The sequence below is a fragment of the Actinoplanes sp. NPDC049265 genome, assembly GCF_043197135.1.
Lineage (GTDB): Bacteria > Actinomycetota > Actinomycetes > Mycobacteriales > Micromonosporaceae > Actinoplanes.
Genome location: NZ_JBICSP010000015.1, coordinates 28610 through 46563, shown reverse-complemented (window position 1 = coordinate 46563; position 17954 = coordinate 28610). Strand labels below are relative to the sequence as shown.

Below are 17954 nucleotides of genomic sequence, written 5' to 3'. Positions count from 1 at the left end.
CCCGAAGTGGTAGCCCCGCGCGGTATTCCTGGATGGAATACCGCGCGGGACTACCACTGGGGGTGGGGCCTGCGGTCAGTTGGTGACGGTCACCGCCTGGGCCAGGGCCACCGCGCCGGTCGAGGAGACGACGCTGACCGTGCGGATCGTGCCAGGGGCCGGGCCGGTGACCCGGACGGCCCAGGCGCCGGTCGTGTCGACCGAGGCCGCCGCGCCGATCGTGCGGCCGGTCAGCGTGCTGCCCAGGACCACCTGCACCCGCTGCCCGGCGAGCAGGCTGTTGGTGCCCGAAACCCGCCATTCGTTGTTGCCGGTGCGGTAGCGGGCGGTGATGCCGCCGATGAAGTTGTCCGCCGCGGGCCGCACGATCACCTGGTCGGTGGCGATGCCGCCGGGGTTGCGGACGGTCAGCTCCAGCACGATCGGCGCGTTGTCGAAGACGAACGCCGGGTTCGGGCCGGGGGTCGCCGGCAACGTCTGCGCCGGGTAGGTGAAGGTCGGCTTGGCGCCGGTCGCACCGGTCAGCGTCACCGCGGGGCCGGACACCTGCCGCCACGAGTAGGTCTCCACCGCCCGGGAGCGGCTGCCGTCCAGGGCCACCGCACGGCCACGCACGACGGTCTGGTCGACACCGGCGTCGGCGGTCGGCGCCTGCACGTCGATCACCTGCTCGGTCAGGGTCACCGGCTGGCTCACGCCGCCGGGGCCGGTCACGGTCAGGGTGAACGCGTAGTCACCGACGGCCGTGGGCACGAACGTGGCCACCGGCTGGTCGGCCCCGGCCAGGGTCACCGCCGGGCCGGACACCTGGGTCCAGGCGTACGAGTCGATCTGGCCCGTCGACCCCGAACCGTCCAGCTGGACAGTCTGGCCGACCACCACCGGGTTGGCCACCGTGGCCGCCGCGACCGGACGGTCGGGCAGGAACAGCCGGCCGGTGCCGGTCAGCGCGGCCGTCGCCGAGCCGCCGCCCGAGGAGCGCACGGTGATCGACGGCGGGGGCGCCTGCACGCCGGTGAACGGCTGGCCGGTGATCGGGCCGAAGCCGTCGACGGTGAGCACGCCGGGGCTGGCGTCGTCGTCCGACGAGGTGGCGCTGACCTGCAGGCGGCCGTTGTTGGCGTTGTACTGCACGCCGGTGATGCGGACGACGTCGACCAGCTTGGCCGTCTTGCGGGCCACCGGGCGGTCGCTGTTGTTGACGACCTCGATCGTCGCGCCGTCGGGGACCTCGGTGGTGACCGGGAACCGGCCGTAGTACTTGCCGTTCTGGCCGCGCAGCCGGGTGCCGCGGAAGCCCAGCGCCGGGTTGCTGGCCACCTCGATGGCCTGGCCGGGCTCGCTGGTGGCGTACACCTCGACGAAGCCGGTGCCGTCGGCGTTGGTGGTGTAGGTGGCCTGGTCGATGTCGACGCCGGCGTTGGTGGCGAACCGGCCCTGGACGCTGAACAGGTCGTTGAAGCCGACCTGGGCGGTGACCGCGCCGGTGGCCGGGTCCAGCTGCTCGATCCGGACGAAGTTGGTGTTGTACGGGCTGCCGACGACCTTGTGGTCGACGCCGGGGTCACCGGTGTAGCCGGCCGGGGCGGCCGGCAGCACGGCCGGGTCCCACTTCAGGAACGGGCCGACCCGGCTGTTGAGCGCCTGCCCGAAGGCCAGCGGCGTGGTGCCGATGTCCTCGGTCATGTTGACGCCCTTGTCGGTGGCGACGATGTCGTCGATGCCGTACGGGTGGGTGATCCGGAAGCGCTGGCCCTCGGGCGCGGCGAACCGGATGCGGATCCGGCCGAACACCATCTGGTCGCCGTCGATCACCTCGCCGTTGGCCCAGGCGCCCTCGAGGTCCAGGCCGACCGTGGCGCGGACGCCGTTGGCCAGCGTCACGGTGGAGCCGGCCAGCTGGTAGAAGAACTCGCCGGGGAAGTTGTCCGGGTACGAGACCGGCAGATCCGGGTTGGGGACCTCGTCCAGCAGCACCGGGCACAGCGGGTCGTCCGCGGTGACACAGGCCTCCAGCCGGACGTTGTTGCTGTCCCGATACCAGGCCGGGAAGCCGTGCTCGGCGGTCGGGCCGACCTGCACCAGCTTGCCGGTTCGCGGGGTGGGCGGGGTGATCACGACGGCCGACGCGGTCGTGGCCACCGGGGCGATGACCGCCACCATCACGCCGAACGTAAGGCCGAGGCGGCTGAGCGTTCTCCTCATGGGACTCCTATCGGGGTCAGCACAGAGGGGAAGATTCGGACACGCTCCAGTGGCCTGGCTCACGCAATCCTGAAAGGTTCCTGAGTCCTAGCGGATTTTGTCCAGCTCCGCGAAGAAACGCAGCCAATGGGCGGAAACTTCGGGCATGGTGAAGGGCTCGCTGCTCTTCAGCGCGCCGGCCCCCATGGCGCGCAGGCGTTCCGGGTCCTCGATCAGCTCGCACAGGGCGGCGGACAGACCGTCGACATCTTCCGCGGGTACGAGGCGGCCGTTCACGCCGTCCTCGATGACCTCGCGCGGGCCGGTCGGGCAGTCGAAGGCGACCGCCGGCAGCCCGTGCGACATCGCCTCCAGCAGAACCATCGGCAGCCCCTCGAAACGGGAGCTCAAGACGTAGATCGAGGCGGCCGCCAGCTCCTTGTCGATCTGCCGGGTGATGCCGGGCATGCGGACCGAATCACCGAAACCCAGCTCCGCGGCCCGGGCGATCAGCTTCTCCCGGTCCGGGCCGTTACCGAAGATCGAAAGCCGCCAATCCGGGTGCTTGGCGTGCACCGTGGCCCAGGCCTCGACCAGCAGGTCGAAGCCCTTCTGGCGGGCGAACCGGCCGGCCGCGACCACATAGCGGGCGTCGGGCGACGAGCTCGCCCCGGCCACCGGCGGAATGCCGTTGGGCACCCGTTCCAGGCGGACGCTGTCGCCCAGCGCGGCCCGCCAGTCGGCCAGGTCGTGGTCGGTGAGCACGGCGACGGCACTCAGCCGGGGGTACGCCCGGATCAGCTGCTTGCGCAGCGTCGGCTTGTAGGTGCTGAGGTTCATGTGGTCCTGGCCGATCCGGATCAGGTCGCGAGGCGCGTACCGGGCGGCCAGGAGGTTGAGCCCCGGGCGGGTGGTGATGAGCACGCCGTCCCGTTCGCGCCGGAAATACCGGACGATCGCGAGGTCGAGCAGCGGGTCGAAGCGCTGGAAGCGGAAGTCCCGGCCGTGCGGCAGCGGATTGCGGAAGCGCCGCGTCTTGCGCCAGAACCGCGAATTTCCCCCCGGCGGGTCGGTGAACCGGGAACCGTCGTCACGCAGGCCGGTCAGCGAGACCAGGTTGACCCGCGGGTCGAGCGGGAAGACCGGCCGCTCCCGGGTCCGCAGCACGCTGGCGATCTCGACGTCGTGCTCGGCGCACAGCGCGTTCGCCTGATTGATGACCGTGCGGATGGTCCCACCGGCACCATAGGCGTTGTTGAGCACGTAGCGGATTCTCACCGGCCACACGATAGCCGTCAGGTGCACCGGAGGTTAACGAGCCACACGATATGGTCAGGCGTCGATCTTCCGGCCTGGGGGTGCCATGAAACGTAGTGCTCTGTTGTCCACGTTGACCCTGCTCATCGGCCTGCTCGTCGGTGCCGCCCCGGCGCGGGCGGCGCCACCCGACATCGCCGACCAGCTCCGCGCCGTACCCGGCCTGACCATCCTCGCCGAGGACCCGCCACCCGCCGCCGGCCTGCGCTTCTTCCACCTGGCCGTGACCCAGCCGGTGGACCACCGGGACCCGTCGGCCGGGACCTTCGAACAGCGGATGACCCTGCTGCACGTCGGCACCGACCGCCCGATGGTCCTGCACACCACCGGGTACGGCGTACCCGACTACGCCTTCCGCAGCGAGCCCACCCGGCTCGTCAACGGCAACCAGCTCTCGGTCGAGCAGCGGTTCTTCACGCCGTCCCGCCCCGAGCCGGCCGACTGGACCGACCTGAACATCTGGCAGGCCGCCACCGACCACCACCGGATCGTTGTCGCGCTCCAGGAGATCTACACCCAGAAGTGGATCTCGACCGGGGCCAGCAAGGGCGGCATGACCTCGATCTACCACCGCCGGTTCTACCCCGGCGACGTCGACGGCACCGTCGCCTACGTGGCGCCGCAGGACGTCAACGAGCAGGAAGACTCGCGCTACGACCAGTTCTTCACCCGGGTCGGTACCGCCGCCTGCCGCAAGGCCCTCGACGACGTCCAGGTCGAGGCCCTGAACCGCCGGGCCGCACTGGTCGCGAAGTACGAGGCGTGGGCGGCGGCCAACGGTCGCACCTTCACCATCGTGCACGGCGCCGACCGGGCCTTCGAGTTCATGGTGAACGGCACGACGTGGGCGTTCTGGCAGTACAGCGGGCTCGCGCAGTGCGCGCAGGTGCCGTCGGTCAGCGTCAGCAACGACGCCCTGCTGGCCTGGATCGACCAGATCTACGGATTCGACTCGAACACCGACCAGGGCATCACCGGCTACGTGCCCTACTACTACCAGGCGGCCACCCAGCTCGGTTACCCGACGCCGAAGCTGCGCCACCTGGCCAAGCTGCAGCACTACCGGGGCGAGGACGAGGCCAAGTCGTACGTGCCGGAGGCTCTGGCCCCGAAATTCCGGCCGAACGCGATGGACGACATCGACCGGTGGGTACGCGGGTCGGGCAGCGAGCTGCTGTTCGTGTACGGCCAGAACGACCCGTGGGGTGCCGAGCCGTTCGAGCTCGGCAGCGGCACCCGCGACTCGCTGAGCTACATCGCGCCCGGCGCCAACCACGGTGCGTCCATCGCCGCCCTGGTGCCGGCCGAGGCGGCGACCGCGACGGCCGCCGTGCAGCGCTGGGCCGGCGTCACGACTTCGTCGCCCGCGGCGAAGAGCGAGTCCGCTGTGGACGAACGCGACCCCGCCCTGGACCGGCGGTTCAGTCTGCGCGGATGAGATAGCCGACGCCTCGGACGGTGTGCAGGGCGGCCGGCCGGCCCAGCTTGCGCCGCAGCTGAGCGACCAGCACGTCCAGCACGTTCGAGGCCGGCGGCAGCAGCTCGTCCCAGGCCGCGGCGATCAGCTCGGCCCGCGCCACCGGCCGCCCGGCCGCCCGCACCAGACGTTCCAGGACCGCGAACTCCTTGCCGGTCAACGTCAGCGGGCGGCCGTCGCGGCGGGCCTCGTACCGCTCCGGGTCGACCTCGATGCCGGCGTGACTGGCCGTGGCCGCCGCCGTGACCCGGCCCGACCGGCGGCACAGGCTGCGTACCCGCACCACCAGCTCGGCCGTCGCGAACGGCTTGCTCAGATAGTCGTCGCCCACGGCCAGCCCCTCGACCCGGTCGGTGGTGTCGCCCCGCCCGGTCAGGAACAGCACCGGCACGGCCCAGCCGCCACGCCGCCGCCCGGCCACATAGTCGAGGGCGTCGCCACCCGGCAGCATCCGGTCGAACACCGCGCAGTCGTACTCGTTGACGCTCAACGCCAGATCGACCTCGGGCAGGTCACTCGCGGTGTCCACAGCGAACCCGGCCCCCCGCAACGAGGCGTCGACCGCGATCCGGAGATCGTCGTCATCCTCGGTGACCAATACCCGCACCAACCACATATTGCCCTAAGCGGTACGCGCCAGCAGCCCCCGATCGGCCGCCTTCAATCCGGCCTGGAAGCGGCTGCGTGCCCCCAGCCGGGTCATGATGGCCGCCATCATCCGGCGCACCGTACGGACCGAGATCCCCAGCCGTGCCGCCGCCGACTCGTCCGTGCAGCCGGCACTGAGCAGGGCGAGCAGCTCCCGCTCGCGCGGGCTCAGCCCCGCGCCGTTGGTCACCTCGCACGGGGTCAGCGGCGCCGCCGACACCCACAGCTGCTCGAACAGGGCCACCACGGTGCCGACCAGGCTGGGCAGGCGGACCAGCGTGCCCGGGAGCAGGGCCAGCACACCGTCGACCACTGTCGCGTCAGTCGGCACGACCGGCACGGTGCGGACCTCGGCGCCGGCCGGGGCGAGGCGGCCCATCCGCAGGGCGAGCACGGGCTGCTCGCGTACCCCATCAGGAAGCAGAACCCGATAACGGACCCCGCGCCGCAGATTGTCGTGGTCGGCCCGCCGCAGCGCCGCCCCCGACGCCAGCGTGACCAGCACCTCGCGGCTGGCCGTGGCCAGCGCCGCATCGATTCCCGCTTGGGACATGGACATCAGAGCTTCCCCCCGATCGGCAACGAGGCCAGAACGGCGGGCCCGTGCCGCCCGTCCAGCCGTACTGCGCTCCTGCTGACTTCTCGCGCGGCCCGCTCGGCTGTACCGGCGTCCCGAGCCGCCACCCGGATCACCGAGTCGCCGTCCGGCCACCGCGCCACCGTGACCGCCACGTCCCCGCCCGGCTTCAAGAACCGCGCGGCCGGCCCGGTGCCGCGGAACGTGATCTGGGTGACCGGCCCCGACCGCCAGTGCCGCCAGGTCTCACACGCCGGCCCCGCGTGGGCGATACCGCCGAGCACCGCGGTCAGCTCCCGCCCCGACAGCAGATCGGGCCGTACCCGCCGCAGCACGTTGTCGAGCGCCACCCGCAGCTGCTCATCACCCGCGAAGTCGGCGTCCCGCACCACCGTTATCGCCAGCCACGCCGACGGACGGTCCTGCCGCGGCCCGAGATGGCCGACCCACTGCAGGTCGATGCGGGGGCCGCCGCTCTCGCCCTCGAAGCGGGGAAAATCCACTTCCCGGGTACGCGCGACGACCGTCAGGCCTCCCGCCCCGACGAGCACGCCGGCCGAGGTGAGCCTGGTGTTCGCCGGCAGCGGCAGGTGCTCGCCCGCGAACACCCGGCGCCGGGTGACGAAGCCCAGCCACCGACCGGCGACAGTGGACAGCCAGTCGCCGCGGATCCTTGCCGCGCTGACGATCAGGGTGAGGGCGGCCAGTGCCCCGGCGCCGGCCGAGCCCCGCAGAATGGCGACGCAGCCGAGCACCACGCCGATCTGCCAGACCGCGATCCGCAGAGCCGTCGCGCTTCGCGGGTTGCCTCGGCCCGGCCGCGAGATCGTCGCGCCTGGCGGGTTGCCGGTGCTCAGCCGCGAGATCGTTGCGCCTGGCGGGTTGCCGCTGTTTTGCCGTGAGATCGTCGCGTCCAGCGGGCTGCCGCTGCCCGGCCCAATCCGCAAGATCGTCGAATTTCGTGGGCCGCCGCCTCCCCCACCCCGTGCACTGGGTGGGCCTGAACGTAGCCGCTGGGTACGACGATTTTCGTCGTCCGTCCACAGGCCCGGCGGGACGGGTGCGACGGGCGAACCCGCGACCTGCGGTTCCGGCGCCGGGACGGTGACGGACGCCACGGACGCCACGGGTGGGACAGGTGGGACGGGCTTGGTGCGGCGGGCGGCCGCCACCACGAAACGGGCCGTTGTCATACCGCCGCCCTCCGCCCCGCGCCCGCCGCCGGCGCCAGCGAGATGCACGTGGCCCCGTCCAGCCGGCCAGGCCGGGCCCGCGCCGTGATCAGGGTCAGGCTTCCGGCGCCGGCCGGGAGCAGGGGCCAGATCTGGTCCCGGGTCTGTGCGTCGTCGAGGACCAGCAGGACGCGCCGGCACGCGATCGTCGAGCGCCACAGGGCCATGCGTTCGTCCAGATCGGCGGGGATGTCTTCGCGGGGCAGGCCGAGGCCGCGGAGCAGGCGGTCGAGCAGCGCGCCGGCCGGCTGTCGCAGGTGGACGAAGAACTGGCCGTCGGGGTAGTCGGGCTTCAGCCGGTGGGCGGCGTGCACGGCCAGGGTGGTCTTCCCGCTGCCGGGCGGGCCGGTGAGCAGGATGAGCGGGGTGGGGCCGGTGGCGGCGCGGCGGATGTGGGCGAGTTCGGTGCCGCGCCCGAAGAGGCGTACGTCGCGGGGTAGTTCGCGGCGCGTGGGGGAGAGTGCGTGGGTGAGCTGCGGCCCGGGGGTGACGCCGAGTTCCGTGCGCAGGATGCGCGCGGCTTCGCGGGCGGCCAGCTTCGCCTCGGTCGGCTGGCCGGCCGCGTTGAGTGCCCGAACCAGCAGCGCCCACGCCGGCTCCCGGAGCGGGGCCTCGGATGTGAGGCTGCGCAGCGTACCCACGGCCCCGGAGGTGTCGCCCAGCTCGAGCTGCACCTCGGCGAGTTGTTCGCACAGCTGGAGCCGCAGATCGCCGAGGGCGAGCGCCGCCTCGGCGGCCGACTCGACGCCGCAGTACGGCCGGCCCCGCCACAGCTTCAGCGCCTCGCGCAGCAGCCCGAGCGCGTCCGACGGCGCGGGGGCCGACGCCGCCTCGGCCGCGAGCGTCCGCGCCCGGTCGGCGTCCAGTTCGCCGGGCCGCACCCGCAGCCGGTAGGCGTCGGCCTGGCGGTCGATGCGGCCGGCTCCGTCCACCTCGGGCAGGAGGCGGCGCAGCTGCCAGACGTACGTCTTCAGGTTGGCCGGCGCCGACGGCGGCATGACCGTGCCGGACCAGGTGGCCTCGGCCAGCTGGTCCACCGTGACCCACGCGTTGGGGTGCCGGAGCAGTGTGGCCAGCACGGTCGCCGGTTTGCCGGCGCCGAGCCGGCGCACCCCGGCGGGGGTGTGCAGCTCGATCGGGCCGAGGATGCGAAACAGCATGGGGCTACCATCCGCCTGCGCGCATGAGGATCCGATGACACGAGCCGGTGGAGGTGCGGGCGGTGCGGGTGATGGTGGTCGAGGACGATGACGACCTGCGGCTGGCCGTGACGACCGAGCTCGGCGGGGCCGGTTTCGAGGTGGCGCAGGCCGGTGACATCGCGTCGGCCGACGAGGTGCTGGGAGCGCGGGAGTTCGACTGTGTGGTGTTCGACCGGATGCTGCCGGACGGCGACGCGATCGACTACGTGCACCGGCGGCGGCAGCAGGGGTGGGCGGTGCCGGTGCTGTTCCTGACCGCGCGGGACACGATCGCCGACGTGGTGGCCGGCTTCGAGCACGGCGGCGACGACTATCTGGTCAAGCCGTTCGCGGTGGCCGAGATGACCGCGCGGGTGCGGACGCTGGCGCGGCGGGCCGGGTCGGGGCGGCCGTCGGTGCTGCGGCACGCCGACGTGGTGCTGGATTCGGCCCGGCGGCAGGTGCGGCGGGCGGGGGTCCTGCTGGGTCTGACCAACCGGGAGTACGCGGTGCTGGAGTTCCTGATGACGCGGGCCGGTTCGGCGGTCAGCCGCACCGACCTGATCGAGCACTGCTGGGATTCGAGCACCGATCCGATGTCGAACGTGGTGGACGTGGTGATCAAACGGTTGCGCGGGAAGCTGGGTGAGCCGGAGGTGCTGCACACCGTACGCGGGCGTGGTTATCGGATCGGTGGTGACGCGTGACCGGCGCCTCGGTGCTGGACCAGCTGCGCGGGCTGCCCGGCCGGCTGGCCCTGTGGGTGACCCTGTTCAGCGCGGTCGGCTGTCTGATCTGCGCCGGTCTGCTGGTCCGGTCCGACACCAGGCAGCGGGAACTGCGGATGGACGGCGCGCTGAGCCGGGTCACCGGCAGCGTGCAGCGGGTGGTCTACGAGGACCAGGACGCGGTGGTCACCACCGATCTGGCCAAGGACCCGCTGAGCAACTCGTGCCCGGAGTTCGAGGTGCTGCCCGGGCCGACCACGCGGTTCGCCTCGTTCCACAGCCTGCTCGACTGTGTCCAGGCGCCGCCGGAGGTGACGCGTGGGCTGGCCGAGGCCGCGGTGACCAGCGGGCAGGTCCAGTCCGGGTACGAGACCGCCGGCGATCACCGGATCCGGGTGTACGCCGAGCCGTTCCGCTTCCGCAGCGGGCAGTACGCGGGCGCCGTGGTGGCCGTCTCCGACCCGTCGGACGAGCTGGCCGCGCACCGCACGTTCATTCTTCTCCTGGTCGGCGGGGGTGTGCTGCTGCTGGGTGCCATCGGGGCGGCCTCGTTCCTGCTGGCGGTGCGCGCGATCCGGCCCGCCGCGGGCGCCCTGGAGCAGCAGGAGGCTCTGCTGGCCGACACGGCCCACGACCTGCGTACACCCGCGGCGGCGTTGCGCGCGCTGGCCGAGGCGGCGGTGGCCAACCCGGCCGAGCGGGCCGAGCTGCTGCCGCGGACGGTCGAGCTGGCCCGCCGGATGGGCACGATCGTCGAGGGGGTGCTGATGCGGGCCCGGCTGGCGGCCGGCGTGGAGCCGATGGCGATCGAGCCGGTGTGGCTGGATCAGCTGGTCGCGGCCGTGGTCGAGGAGACGCCGACGGGCGACGCCGCGGTCACCGTGACCACGGCGCCGACCAAGGTGCGGGCCGACGCGGGGCTGATTCAGCGGGCGGTGGGCAACCTGCTGGAGAACGCGCTGCGGCACGGCCGGGTGGAGGGCAAGCCGGCGGTCGTGCAGGTGACAGTGGCCGGCGGCCGGGTGATCGTGGCCGACCAGGGCCCGGGTATCGACCCGGCGATGGCCAAGGAGCGGTTCGACCGGTTCGCCAGCGGTGGCGGGTCGAGCGGGCTGGGCCTGGCCATCGTGCGCTGGGTGGCCCAGTCGCACGGCGGCACGCTGCGGGTCTTCAACGCCGACGGGGGTGGCGCGATCTTCGAGTTGTCGCTGCCCACGGCGCCCGATTGATCGTCACGGATCCGTAATGGACCGATCATGTACACCTTCTTCTATGCTCGCGAGGGTGACCAGCCGACTCCTTCGCGCACTGCGGCCGGCCCGCGGCGGGCGCCTGCCGCTGGCCCTGCTCGCCCTGGTCGTGGCGATCGGGGTGACGGCGGCCGTGTCGGACGCGTCCGCCTCCTCCGGCGGCCTGCACTTCGCGCCGTTCGGGCACTGGACGGCCCAGCCCGCGCAAAATCGCATCTTCCACGTCAACGGCTCCACCGGCACTGTCGACGCCGAGTTCGAGGCGCGCGGCCTGAAGCCCGGTGACCAGGTGGTGCAGGGCGACGCCGCCGGCTACGTGATCAGCGACCGCCACGGCCTGCGGTTCGGCAAGTCCAACCTGATGGTCGAGGACGGCTTCACGATGCCGCCCGCCGCGGCCGGCGAGCAGCCGGTGGGGCTGGAAGCCCGCGGCGGACCGTATTACGTCTATCCCGAGCTGGGCCGCATCGTCCGCCTCAGCGGCGCCGACCCGGTGTCCATCGCGGCCGGTCCGGGCGGGCCGCTCGGCACGACCGTGGTCACCCCCGACGGCACCCTCTGGGTCCAGCACCGCGACTCGAACGGGCTGTGTTTCCTCACCCCGGACGCCGACCGGGTGACCTGCGGGCCGGCCGCCCCGGCCGGGCACACCGGCGGGCTGACCGTGGTCGGCAAGCGGGCGGTCTTCGTGGACACCGAGAGCGACACCCTCACCCCGGTCGACGCCAACGGGCTCGGCCGGCCGGTGCGGATCGGGCGTGACCTGCCGGCCGACGCCAAGATCGCGACCACCGACGCGGCCGGTCGGCTCGCGGTGCTCGACCCGGGCGGCCGGCGGCTGCACCTGATCGACGCGTCGGGGCTGGACCAGGGCCGGGTGTCGACGGCGGCGACGGTCGAGGTGCCGCCCGGCACCTTCGAGACGCCGGCCGTCGGCCGGGACTCGGTGGTGCTGCTCGACCGGGGCGGTAACCACCTTTACACGTACGACCGCGACGGCCGCCGGCAGCGCGACCTGCCAGTGTCGGCCGGCGGCACCGGCAGCCGGCTGACCCGCGGCGAGGACCAGCGGATCTACGTCGAGAGCGGCGAGGGCAAACGGGTCCTGGTGGTCGGTGACCGGGGCAAGGTCGACCCGGTGGAACTGGTCGCGCGACCGGGCAAGGGCGACCGCGATCCGGTGCCGCCGCCGGGCGAGACGACGTCGCCGGCCGGCCCGACCCAGCAGTCCGACCAGAACACGCCGCGGCCCGGCGCCGACAAGGGGCAGTCGCAGGGGACCGTACCGCCACGGACCCAGCAGCCCAGGCCGCCCAAGCCGCCGGCCGGGCCGACACGGACCGGCACTCCGAAGAAGACCACCGCGACCAGCAATCCGCCGTCACCGCCGGGCATCCCGTCCGGGCTGAAGGCCACCGTGTCCGGCGGCTCGATCAAGGTGACCTGGAACGCCGCCAACGCCAACGGCTCGGCGGTGACCGGCTATCGGGTGACCTGGTCGGGTGGGTCGAGCGGCAACCGTACGGTGAGTGGCGGCAGCCGGTCGGCCACGCTGAGCGGGCTGACCCGGGGCAAGACCTATCGCATCACGGTGGCCGCGCAGAACGCCGGCGGGCGCGGCGCCGCCGCCTCGACGAGGGTGGTGCTGCCGCCCGCGACGACCCGATCGGTGACCGTGTCCCGCGGCGACCCGGCCCAGCACGGCGACGACTGCAATCCGCCGGAGTGCGCGTACATCAAGGTCGTGATGCGCGGTTTCAAGCCGAAGACCAGTTACCAGATCGACGTCTACTCGCGCGACTGGGGAAACTTCAATCCGGGGGCCGCATTGTCGACCGATGACAAGGGAAATCTGACCGTCTCCCACCACTTCCCCTACAACGGGACGGGTGGACCGGTGTGGGTGGTCGTCGACGGGCTGGAGTCCAACCACGTGTCGTGGCCGTCGTGACCGCGGCCACCACCGCGGCGGCCATCGCGGCCAACGTGCGCGAGGTCATCAAGGGCAAGGACGAGTTGGTCCGGCTGGCCGTGGCCGGCCTGCTGGCCGAGGGACACCTGCTCATCGAGGACGTGCCCGGCCTGGGCAAGACCACCCTGGCCCGGGCGATCGCGCGCAGCATCGGCGGCACCTGGAGCCGCATCCAGTTCACCCCCGACCTGCTGCCCGGCGACATCACCGGAGTGACCGTCTACCGCCAGCGCGAGGAGGAGTTCGTCTTCCACCCGGGCGCGGTGTTCGCCAACGTGGTCGTCGCCGACGAGATCAACCGCGGCACCCCCAAGACCCAGTCGGCCCTGCTCGAGGTGCTGGAGGAGCGACGGGTCACGGTGGACGGCACCGCGCACCCGGTGCCGCGGCCGTTCCTGGTGGTGGCGACCCAGAACCCGATCGAGCTGGAAGGCACCTACCGCCTGCCCGAAGCCCAGCTCGACCGATTCCTGATGCGGCTGACCGTGGGCTACCCGGACCGCGAGTCCGAGGTGGGCGTGGTGCTGGGCAGCGCGGCCGGCACCACGCCCGACGACCTGCCCGCCGTCGCCGACACCGAGACCCTGCGGAAGGCCATCGACGAGGTACGCGGCCAGCACGTCGACCCGGCGGTGGCCGACTACGCGGTCCGCCTGTCCGAGGCCACCCGTGAGCACGCCGCCCTGCGCTACGGCGCCAGCGTCCGGGGCAGCATCGCGCTGGTCCGGGCGGCCCGGGCCATCGCCGCGATCGACGGCCGTGGCTACGTCACCCCGGACGACGTCAAGTCGGTGGCCGGCCCGGTGCTGGCCCACCGCCTGATCCGCACCGCCGAGGCCGAGCTCAACCTGCGCAGCACCGACGGGATCGTCGCCGAGGTGCTGGCCGCGGTGCCGGTGCCGACCGCGAGCGCCTGACCGTGCGGCTCACCGGCCGGGGCGTCGCGGCCTCCGTGGCGGCCGTGCTGCTGCTGGCGGCCGGCCTCTGGCTGCGCCTTCCGGTGCTGACCACGCTGGGCGTGATCGTGGCCGGGGCGGTGCTGACCGCGGTCGCGCTGACCGCGCCGCCGCTGGAGGTCGAGGTGCAGCGCGTGGTCCACCCGGACCGGGTCGAGCGGGGCCGGCCGGCGTTGGCCCGGGTGCGGGTGCGGAGCACGGGTCGCCGGCGGCAGACCGGCTTCCACGCCGAGGACTCGGCCGGCGGGGCGGTGCGCGAGGTGCGGCTGCCCGGGTTGCTGCCGGGTGCGGAGGCGACCCGGGCGTACGAACTGCCCACCGCCACCCGCGGCAAGCTGACCGTGGGCCCCCTGACGCTGCACCGGGCCGACCCGTTCGACCTGGCCCGGCGACAGCTGCCGGTGGGCGGCACGACCACGCTCTGGGTGCATCCGCGCCGGCACGCCGCCCGGGCGCTGATCGCCGGCGTGCCCCGGCACCATCACGACGGCGCACCCGACCAGACCCTGCGCGGGTCGGTCGAGTTGCTCGACGTCCGCGAGTACGTGCCCGGCGACGAGGTCCGCCACCTGCACTGGAAGGCGACCGCCCGGACCGGCCGGCTGATGGTCCGCGACCTGGCCGACCCGCGCCGCGGCCGGACCACCGTGCTGCTCGACAACCGGCCGCGGGCGCTCACCCCGACCCTGTTCGAGGAGGCGGTGGATCTGGCCGCCTCGCTGCTGTGCGCGTCGACCCAGGCGACACAGGACACCCGGCTGGTCACCTGGTCGGGCCGGACGGTGGCGGTGCAGGGCGGGGCGCTGGCCACCCGGCGGCTGCTGGACGAGCTGAGCGAGGTGCGGCAGGACGCCACCGGCGACGCCCCGGTGCTGCGCGCGGGTGGGGGACTGGTGCTGGTCACCGGGGGCGGGACGGCGGTCGAGGCGGTGCTGGCCCGGCGTACCGGCTTCGCCGAGGTGGTGGTGGTCGCCCTGGGCGGGTGGCTGGAGGCTCCGGCCGGGGTACGCGTGCTCCGCGCGCTCGGCGCGGCACAGGCGGTGCGACAGTGGAACGACTCGATCGGCTGAGCGGGCGCGCGGCCGGTCCGGTGCTCGCCGCCGCCGTGGCCGGGCTCTGCTTCGCGCCGGTCTACGGGCTCACCCGGCTGCTGGTCCCGGTGCTGGTGCCGGCCCTGGTCGTGCTGGCCGTGACCGTGCTCTGCGGGCTGCGGCCGGCCCTGGTCGACTGGCGGCCGCTGCTGTCCACGCTGGCCGGTCTGCTCGCGGTGGCCGAGACGCTGCTGTTCGGCACCACGCTGGCCGGGCTGCCCACCGGGCGTACCCTCGGCGCCCTGGCCGGCGGGGTGACCAGCTCCTGGCGGCTGGTGCTCGAGTCGACCTGGCCCGCGCGCGCCGACGCCGACCTGCTGCTGTTCGTCCCGCTGCTGGTGACCGCGGCCGCGGTGTTCGGCGCCGAGCTGCGGCTGCGGCTGCGTGCGCCCCTGGCCGCGCTGCTGCCCAGCCTGGCCGTGCTGGTGGTCGGTCAGCTGTACCGGGCGCTGAGCCCGGGTGTGGCGGTGGCGGCGGCGCTGGCCTACGCGATGGCGGCGGCGGTCACGCTGGCCTCCCGGGTGACCCTGGCCCGGCTGGCGGCGGCCGGCGCGGTCAGCGTACTGGTGGCCGGCCTGACCTTGATCTTGTTGCCGGACCGGCCGGCGCGGTTCTCGCTCTACGACGGGCGGCCCGCCCCGGTGGACGCGCTGCTGCCGGCCAACCCGCTGGACGAGATCGCCTACCGGCTCGACCATCCGGACGCCGAAGTGTTCCGGCTGACCGGCGGATCCGATGTGGACCGGTGGCCACTGGTGGTGCTGGACGACTTCGACGGGGCCAACTGGAACCCGACCGGACAATACCGGCGGATGGGCCGCTCGCTGCCGCCCGGCCCGCGGGTGCTGGTCGGCGCCCGGCAGCGCGGCGCCGAGGTGACGGTGGCCGACACGGGCGGGCCGTGGCTGCCCAGCCAGACCTGGCCGGCCTCGGTGGACGGGATCGCGCCGCTGGTCGTGCCCGAGTCCGGCGTGCTGCTGCGACCGGACGCCGGGACGGGGCCGGCGCGCTACACGATCCGGTGGTGGCAGCCGGACGTCGACTGGCCGACGCTCTCCCGCCTGCCGGTCGACGCCGGTGCCCCCGGCGGCCTGAACCCGCTGCCCGACCCGCCGGACGACGTCGTGAAACTGGCCGAGCAGGCGATGAGCGGGCAGCGGCCGACCTTCCAGGGCGCCCTGGTGCTGGAGAAATACCTGAGCACGCACTACCACGCGGCGGGCGGGCCGGGGCGGCCGACCGGGCACGGCTGGCCGCAGCTGCGGAACTTCCTGCTCGGCACGCGCGACGGGACGAGCGAGCAGTTCGCCGCCGCATACGTCGTGATGGCCCGGGCGGTCGGCATCCCGGCCCGGCTGGTGGTCGGCTTCCGGACGCCCCGGCCGGCCGCCGACGGCTCCATCGTGGTGCGCAACAGAGACGTACTGGCCTGGCCCGAGGTGGCCGTGCAGGGCGTGGGGTGGGTGGGCCTGGACCCGACCGGGTCGGCCACCGGCGCCACCACCGGAACCGGGCTGTCGGCCGCGACCGCCGAGGCCCGGGCCGCGTTGCCGCCGCTCGGTGAGCTGCGCGAACCCGAGATCACGCCGGTGGCGCCGGGTCCGGGGCCGGCGGCCGGGCCGGGAGTGCCGTGGGTCGCCCTGGTGGCGGCGCCGCTGGTCGGATGGCCGCTGGGCGTGCCGGCACTGTGGACGGTGCGGTCGTGGCGGCGGCGACGACGTGGTGGCGCGGCGGCGGTGCTGGGGGCGTGGGCCGAGGTGCGGGATCGGCTACGGGCGTACGGGGTGGCCGTCACGCCCGGCATGACCGTCCGCGACCTCGGTGCCGCGGCGCGGACGGTCGCGGACGACGGGACCGTCGGGGACATCCGGGAGCTGGCCGGCCTCGTCGACCGGGCGCTGTGGGCGGGCGGACGGGTCGGGGCCGAGGACGTCACCCGGGCCTGGGCGTCGGTGCGGGCGGTGCGCCGGGGACTGGGCCGGGGCGGGCGGCTGCCGCGCGTACGCGCCTTGCTCGACCCCCGGCCGCTGCTGCCGCCGGCTACTGGCGGCAGGCGGCGCCCCGGATGGCCTTGGGCGCGCTGACCACCGGTTTCCCGCCGTTGGTGGCCCGCACCTCGAAGCAGTAGCGGCGGCCGGGCTCCACCCGCACGTCGGTGGTCGTCACGCGACCGACGATCCGCACCGTGGCCTCGGCGCCCTCGGGGGCCACACCGATCCCGTAGTCGAGGCCGGGCACGCTGCTGGTCCATCGCAGTGTCACCACATCACCCCGGTCGACCGGGTCGGCCAGGGCCAGGGTCACCGCGGGCCCGGACGCGCTCGGTGCCGGTGCGGCGCTCGACGCGGCGGCCGGCGGAGGCGGCGGGACGTCCATGTCCTTCGGCCGGTTCAGCACGAGCAGCACCGCCACCACCGCCAGCAGCACCGCCACCGCGGCCACCAGCACCGGCGGCTGGGTCAGCCGGCGGGGCCGCTCCGGTCCGAACTCGATGATCGGCGCACCGGCCGGTCGCGGCCCGTCGCTGGCCGCCCCGGCCAGCCGTGCGCCGACGTCGGCCGGCCGCCGGTCGGGGTTCTTGTCCAGCAGCTCGCCGACCAGCTCGCCCAGCCACGCCGGCAGGTCGTCGCGGTCGATCGCGGGCGGCGGTTCGGTCAGCACGCGCAGCAGGTGGTCGCCGTCCCGTTCGCCCGGCCGGGCCGGGAACGGGGGAGTACCGGCCAGCGCCAGGTGCAGGATCGCACCCAGCCCGTAGCGGTCGGCCCGCGCGTCGAGCACGGCGTCCCGGATCGTCTCCGGGGCGCGGAAGCCGATGTCGTGCCCGGGCGGCCAGGCCCGGCGTACGGCCGCCCCGAAGTCGGTCAGCACCGGCTCGCCCGACTCCCGGAACAGCACGTTGCCCGGGGTCACGCCGCCGTGCACGACGCCCGCGGCGGACAGCGCCTCGGCCAGCGCCCCGCCCAGCGCGATCGCGTCCGGCACGGACAGCGGCCCGAACGCCTCGATCAGCTCCGGCAGCGACTGGGTGCACAGCTCGCGGCGCAGCGCGGTGCGGCCGTCGGGCAGCTCGACGATCGCGTCGGCGACCACGATCGGTGCGGTCGCGGCCGGCCCGGCCAGGCGGCGCAGCTCGGCCTCGACCTCGCCCCGGGTTCGCCGGTCGAGCCGCCCCGGCAGCACCTTCAGCGCCCACGCGGCACCGCTGCCGGCCTGCACCGCGGCCAGCGCCGAGCCCGGCGGGTCACCCAGCGGCACCAGGTCGCGGTACTCGTCGTCGATCGTCATGGCGCGCTCATCCTCGTGTCCGCTTGCGGCCGTGGCCGTTCCGTCGCGGCGACGGC

At 73.9% G+C, this 17954-nt stretch carries 14 protein-coding genes; 7 read left to right on the top strand and 7 right to left on the bottom strand.

Annotation, left to right across the window (positions count from 1 at the left end; all coding sequences use genetic code 11):
* Positions 1-75: 75 nt before the first annotated feature.
* Positions 76-2205, bottom strand: coding sequence for a hypothetical protein (locus tag ACGFIO_RS30550; protein ID WP_392831177.1), 2130 nt, complete (start codon positions 2203-2205; stop codon positions 76-78).
* An 87-nt stretch (positions 2206-2292) separates the two neighbouring features.
* Entirely contained in the window at positions 2293-3462 is a 1170-nt protein-coding gene (locus ACGFIO_RS30545) for a glycosyltransferase family 4 protein (protein WP_392831175.1), read from the bottom strand.
* Positions 3463-3547: 85 nt separating this feature from the next.
* Between ACGFIO_RS30545 and ACGFIO_RS30540 the strand changes: the two genes are divergently transcribed.
* A complete protein-coding gene (locus ACGFIO_RS30540; protein ID WP_392831173.1) occupies positions 3548-4939 on the top strand; it encodes a S28 family serine protease in 1392 nt (463 codons plus the stop codon).
* Here the strand turns inward: ACGFIO_RS30540 and ACGFIO_RS30535 are convergent.
* The 4 genes from ACGFIO_RS30535 to ACGFIO_RS30520 form a co-directional block, all read right to left on the bottom strand.
* Positions 4923-5585, bottom strand: coding sequence for a response regulator transcription factor (locus ACGFIO_RS30535; RefSeq protein ID WP_392831170.1), 663 nt, complete (start codon positions 5583-5585; stop codon positions 4923-4925). The two genes, ACGFIO_RS30540 and ACGFIO_RS30535, sit on opposite strands and share 17 nt — an antisense overlap.
* 15 nt (positions 5586-5600) lie before the next feature.
* Positions 5601-6185 carry a LuxR C-terminal-related transcriptional regulator gene (locus ACGFIO_RS30530; RefSeq protein WP_392831168.1) on the bottom strand — a complete coding sequence of 195 codons (585 nt, stop codon included), beginning with the start codon at positions 6183-6185 and terminating at the stop codon, positions 5601-5603.
* Positions 6185-7150, bottom strand: a complete 966-nt coding sequence (locus ACGFIO_RS30525) for a hypothetical protein (protein WP_392831166.1) — start codon at positions 7148-7150, stop codon at positions 6185-6187. The genes ACGFIO_RS30530 and ACGFIO_RS30525 overlap by 1 nt, the downstream gene beginning before the upstream one ends.
* 242 nt (positions 7151-7392) lie before the next feature.
* A complete protein-coding gene (locus ACGFIO_RS30520) occupies positions 7393-8595 on the bottom strand; it encodes a BTAD domain-containing putative transcriptional regulator (protein WP_392831164.1) in 1203 nt (400 codons plus the stop codon).
* A gap of 71 nt (positions 8596-8666) precedes the next feature.
* Here ACGFIO_RS30520 and ACGFIO_RS30515 point away from each other — a divergent pair, with 71 nt between their 5' ends.
* The 6 genes from ACGFIO_RS30515 to ACGFIO_RS30490 are packed head-to-tail and all read left to right on the top strand — an operon-like array spanning position 8667 to position 16697.
* Positions 8667-9323 (top strand): response regulator transcription factor, encoded by a 657-nt coding sequence (locus ACGFIO_RS30515; RefSeq protein WP_392831555.1) that lies wholly within the window; start codon positions 8667-8669, stop codon positions 9321-9323.
* Positions 9320-10573, top strand: a complete 1254-nt coding sequence (locus ACGFIO_RS30510) for a sensor histidine kinase (protein WP_392831161.1) — start codon at positions 9320-9322, stop codon at positions 10571-10573. The genes ACGFIO_RS30515 and ACGFIO_RS30510 overlap by 4 nt, the downstream gene beginning before the upstream one ends.
* A gap of 55 nt (positions 10574-10628) precedes the next feature.
* Complete coding sequence (locus tag ACGFIO_RS30505) at positions 10629-12545, top strand: fibronectin type III domain-containing protein (RefSeq protein WP_392831159.1); 1917 nt, start codon at positions 10629-10631, stop codon at positions 12543-12545.
* Positions 12533-13483 carry an AAA family ATPase gene (locus ACGFIO_RS30500; protein WP_392831157.1) on the top strand — a complete coding sequence of 317 codons (951 nt, stop codon included), beginning with the start codon at positions 12533-12535 and terminating at the stop codon, positions 13481-13483. Before ACGFIO_RS30505 ends, ACGFIO_RS30500 begins: the two co-directional genes overlap by 13 nt.
* A gap of 2 nt (positions 13484-13485) precedes the next feature.
* Positions 13486-14592, top strand: a complete 1107-nt coding sequence (locus tag ACGFIO_RS30495) for a DUF58 domain-containing protein (RefSeq protein ID WP_392831155.1) — start codon at positions 13486-13488, stop codon at positions 14590-14592.
* Positions 14571-16697 (top strand): DUF3488 and DUF4129 domain-containing transglutaminase family protein, encoded by a 2127-nt coding sequence (locus ACGFIO_RS30490; RefSeq protein WP_392831153.1) that lies wholly within the window; start codon positions 14571-14573, stop codon positions 16695-16697. Before ACGFIO_RS30495 ends, ACGFIO_RS30490 begins: the two co-directional genes overlap by 22 nt.
* Here ACGFIO_RS30490 and ACGFIO_RS30485 read toward each other — a convergent pair.
* A complete protein-coding gene (locus ACGFIO_RS30485; protein WP_392831150.1) occupies positions 16654-17898 on the bottom strand; it encodes a hypothetical protein in 1245 nt (414 codons plus the stop codon). The two genes, ACGFIO_RS30490 and ACGFIO_RS30485, sit on opposite strands and share 44 nt — an antisense overlap.
* Between the last annotated feature and the right edge of the window lie 56 nt (positions 17899-17954).

Excerpts from the sequence above, each read along its gene's own strand:
- ACGFIO_RS30550 (WP_392831177.1), bottom strand. The coding sequence starts at position 2,205 with ATGAGGAGAACGCTCAGCCGCCTCGGCCTTACGTTCGGCGTGATGGTG.
- ACGFIO_RS30515 (WP_392831555.1), top strand. The coding sequence starts at position 8,667 with ATGGTGGTCGAGGACGATGACGACCTGCGGCTGGCCGTGACGACCGAG.
- ACGFIO_RS30530 (WP_392831168.1), bottom strand. The coding sequence starts at position 6,185 with ATGTCCATGTCCCAAGCGGGAATCGATGCGGCGCTGGCCACGGCCAGC.
- ACGFIO_RS30520 (WP_392831164.1), bottom strand. The coding sequence starts at position 8,595 with ATGCTGTTTCGCATCCTCGGCCCGATCGAGCTGCACACCCCCGCCGGG.
- ACGFIO_RS30485 (WP_392831150.1), bottom strand. The coding sequence starts at position 17,898 with ATGACGATCGACGACGAGTACCGCGACCTGGTGCCGCTGGGTGACCCG.
- ACGFIO_RS30540 (WP_392831173.1), top strand. The coding sequence starts at position 3,548 with ATGAAACGTAGTGCTCTGTTGTCCACGTTGACCCTGCTCATCGGCCTG.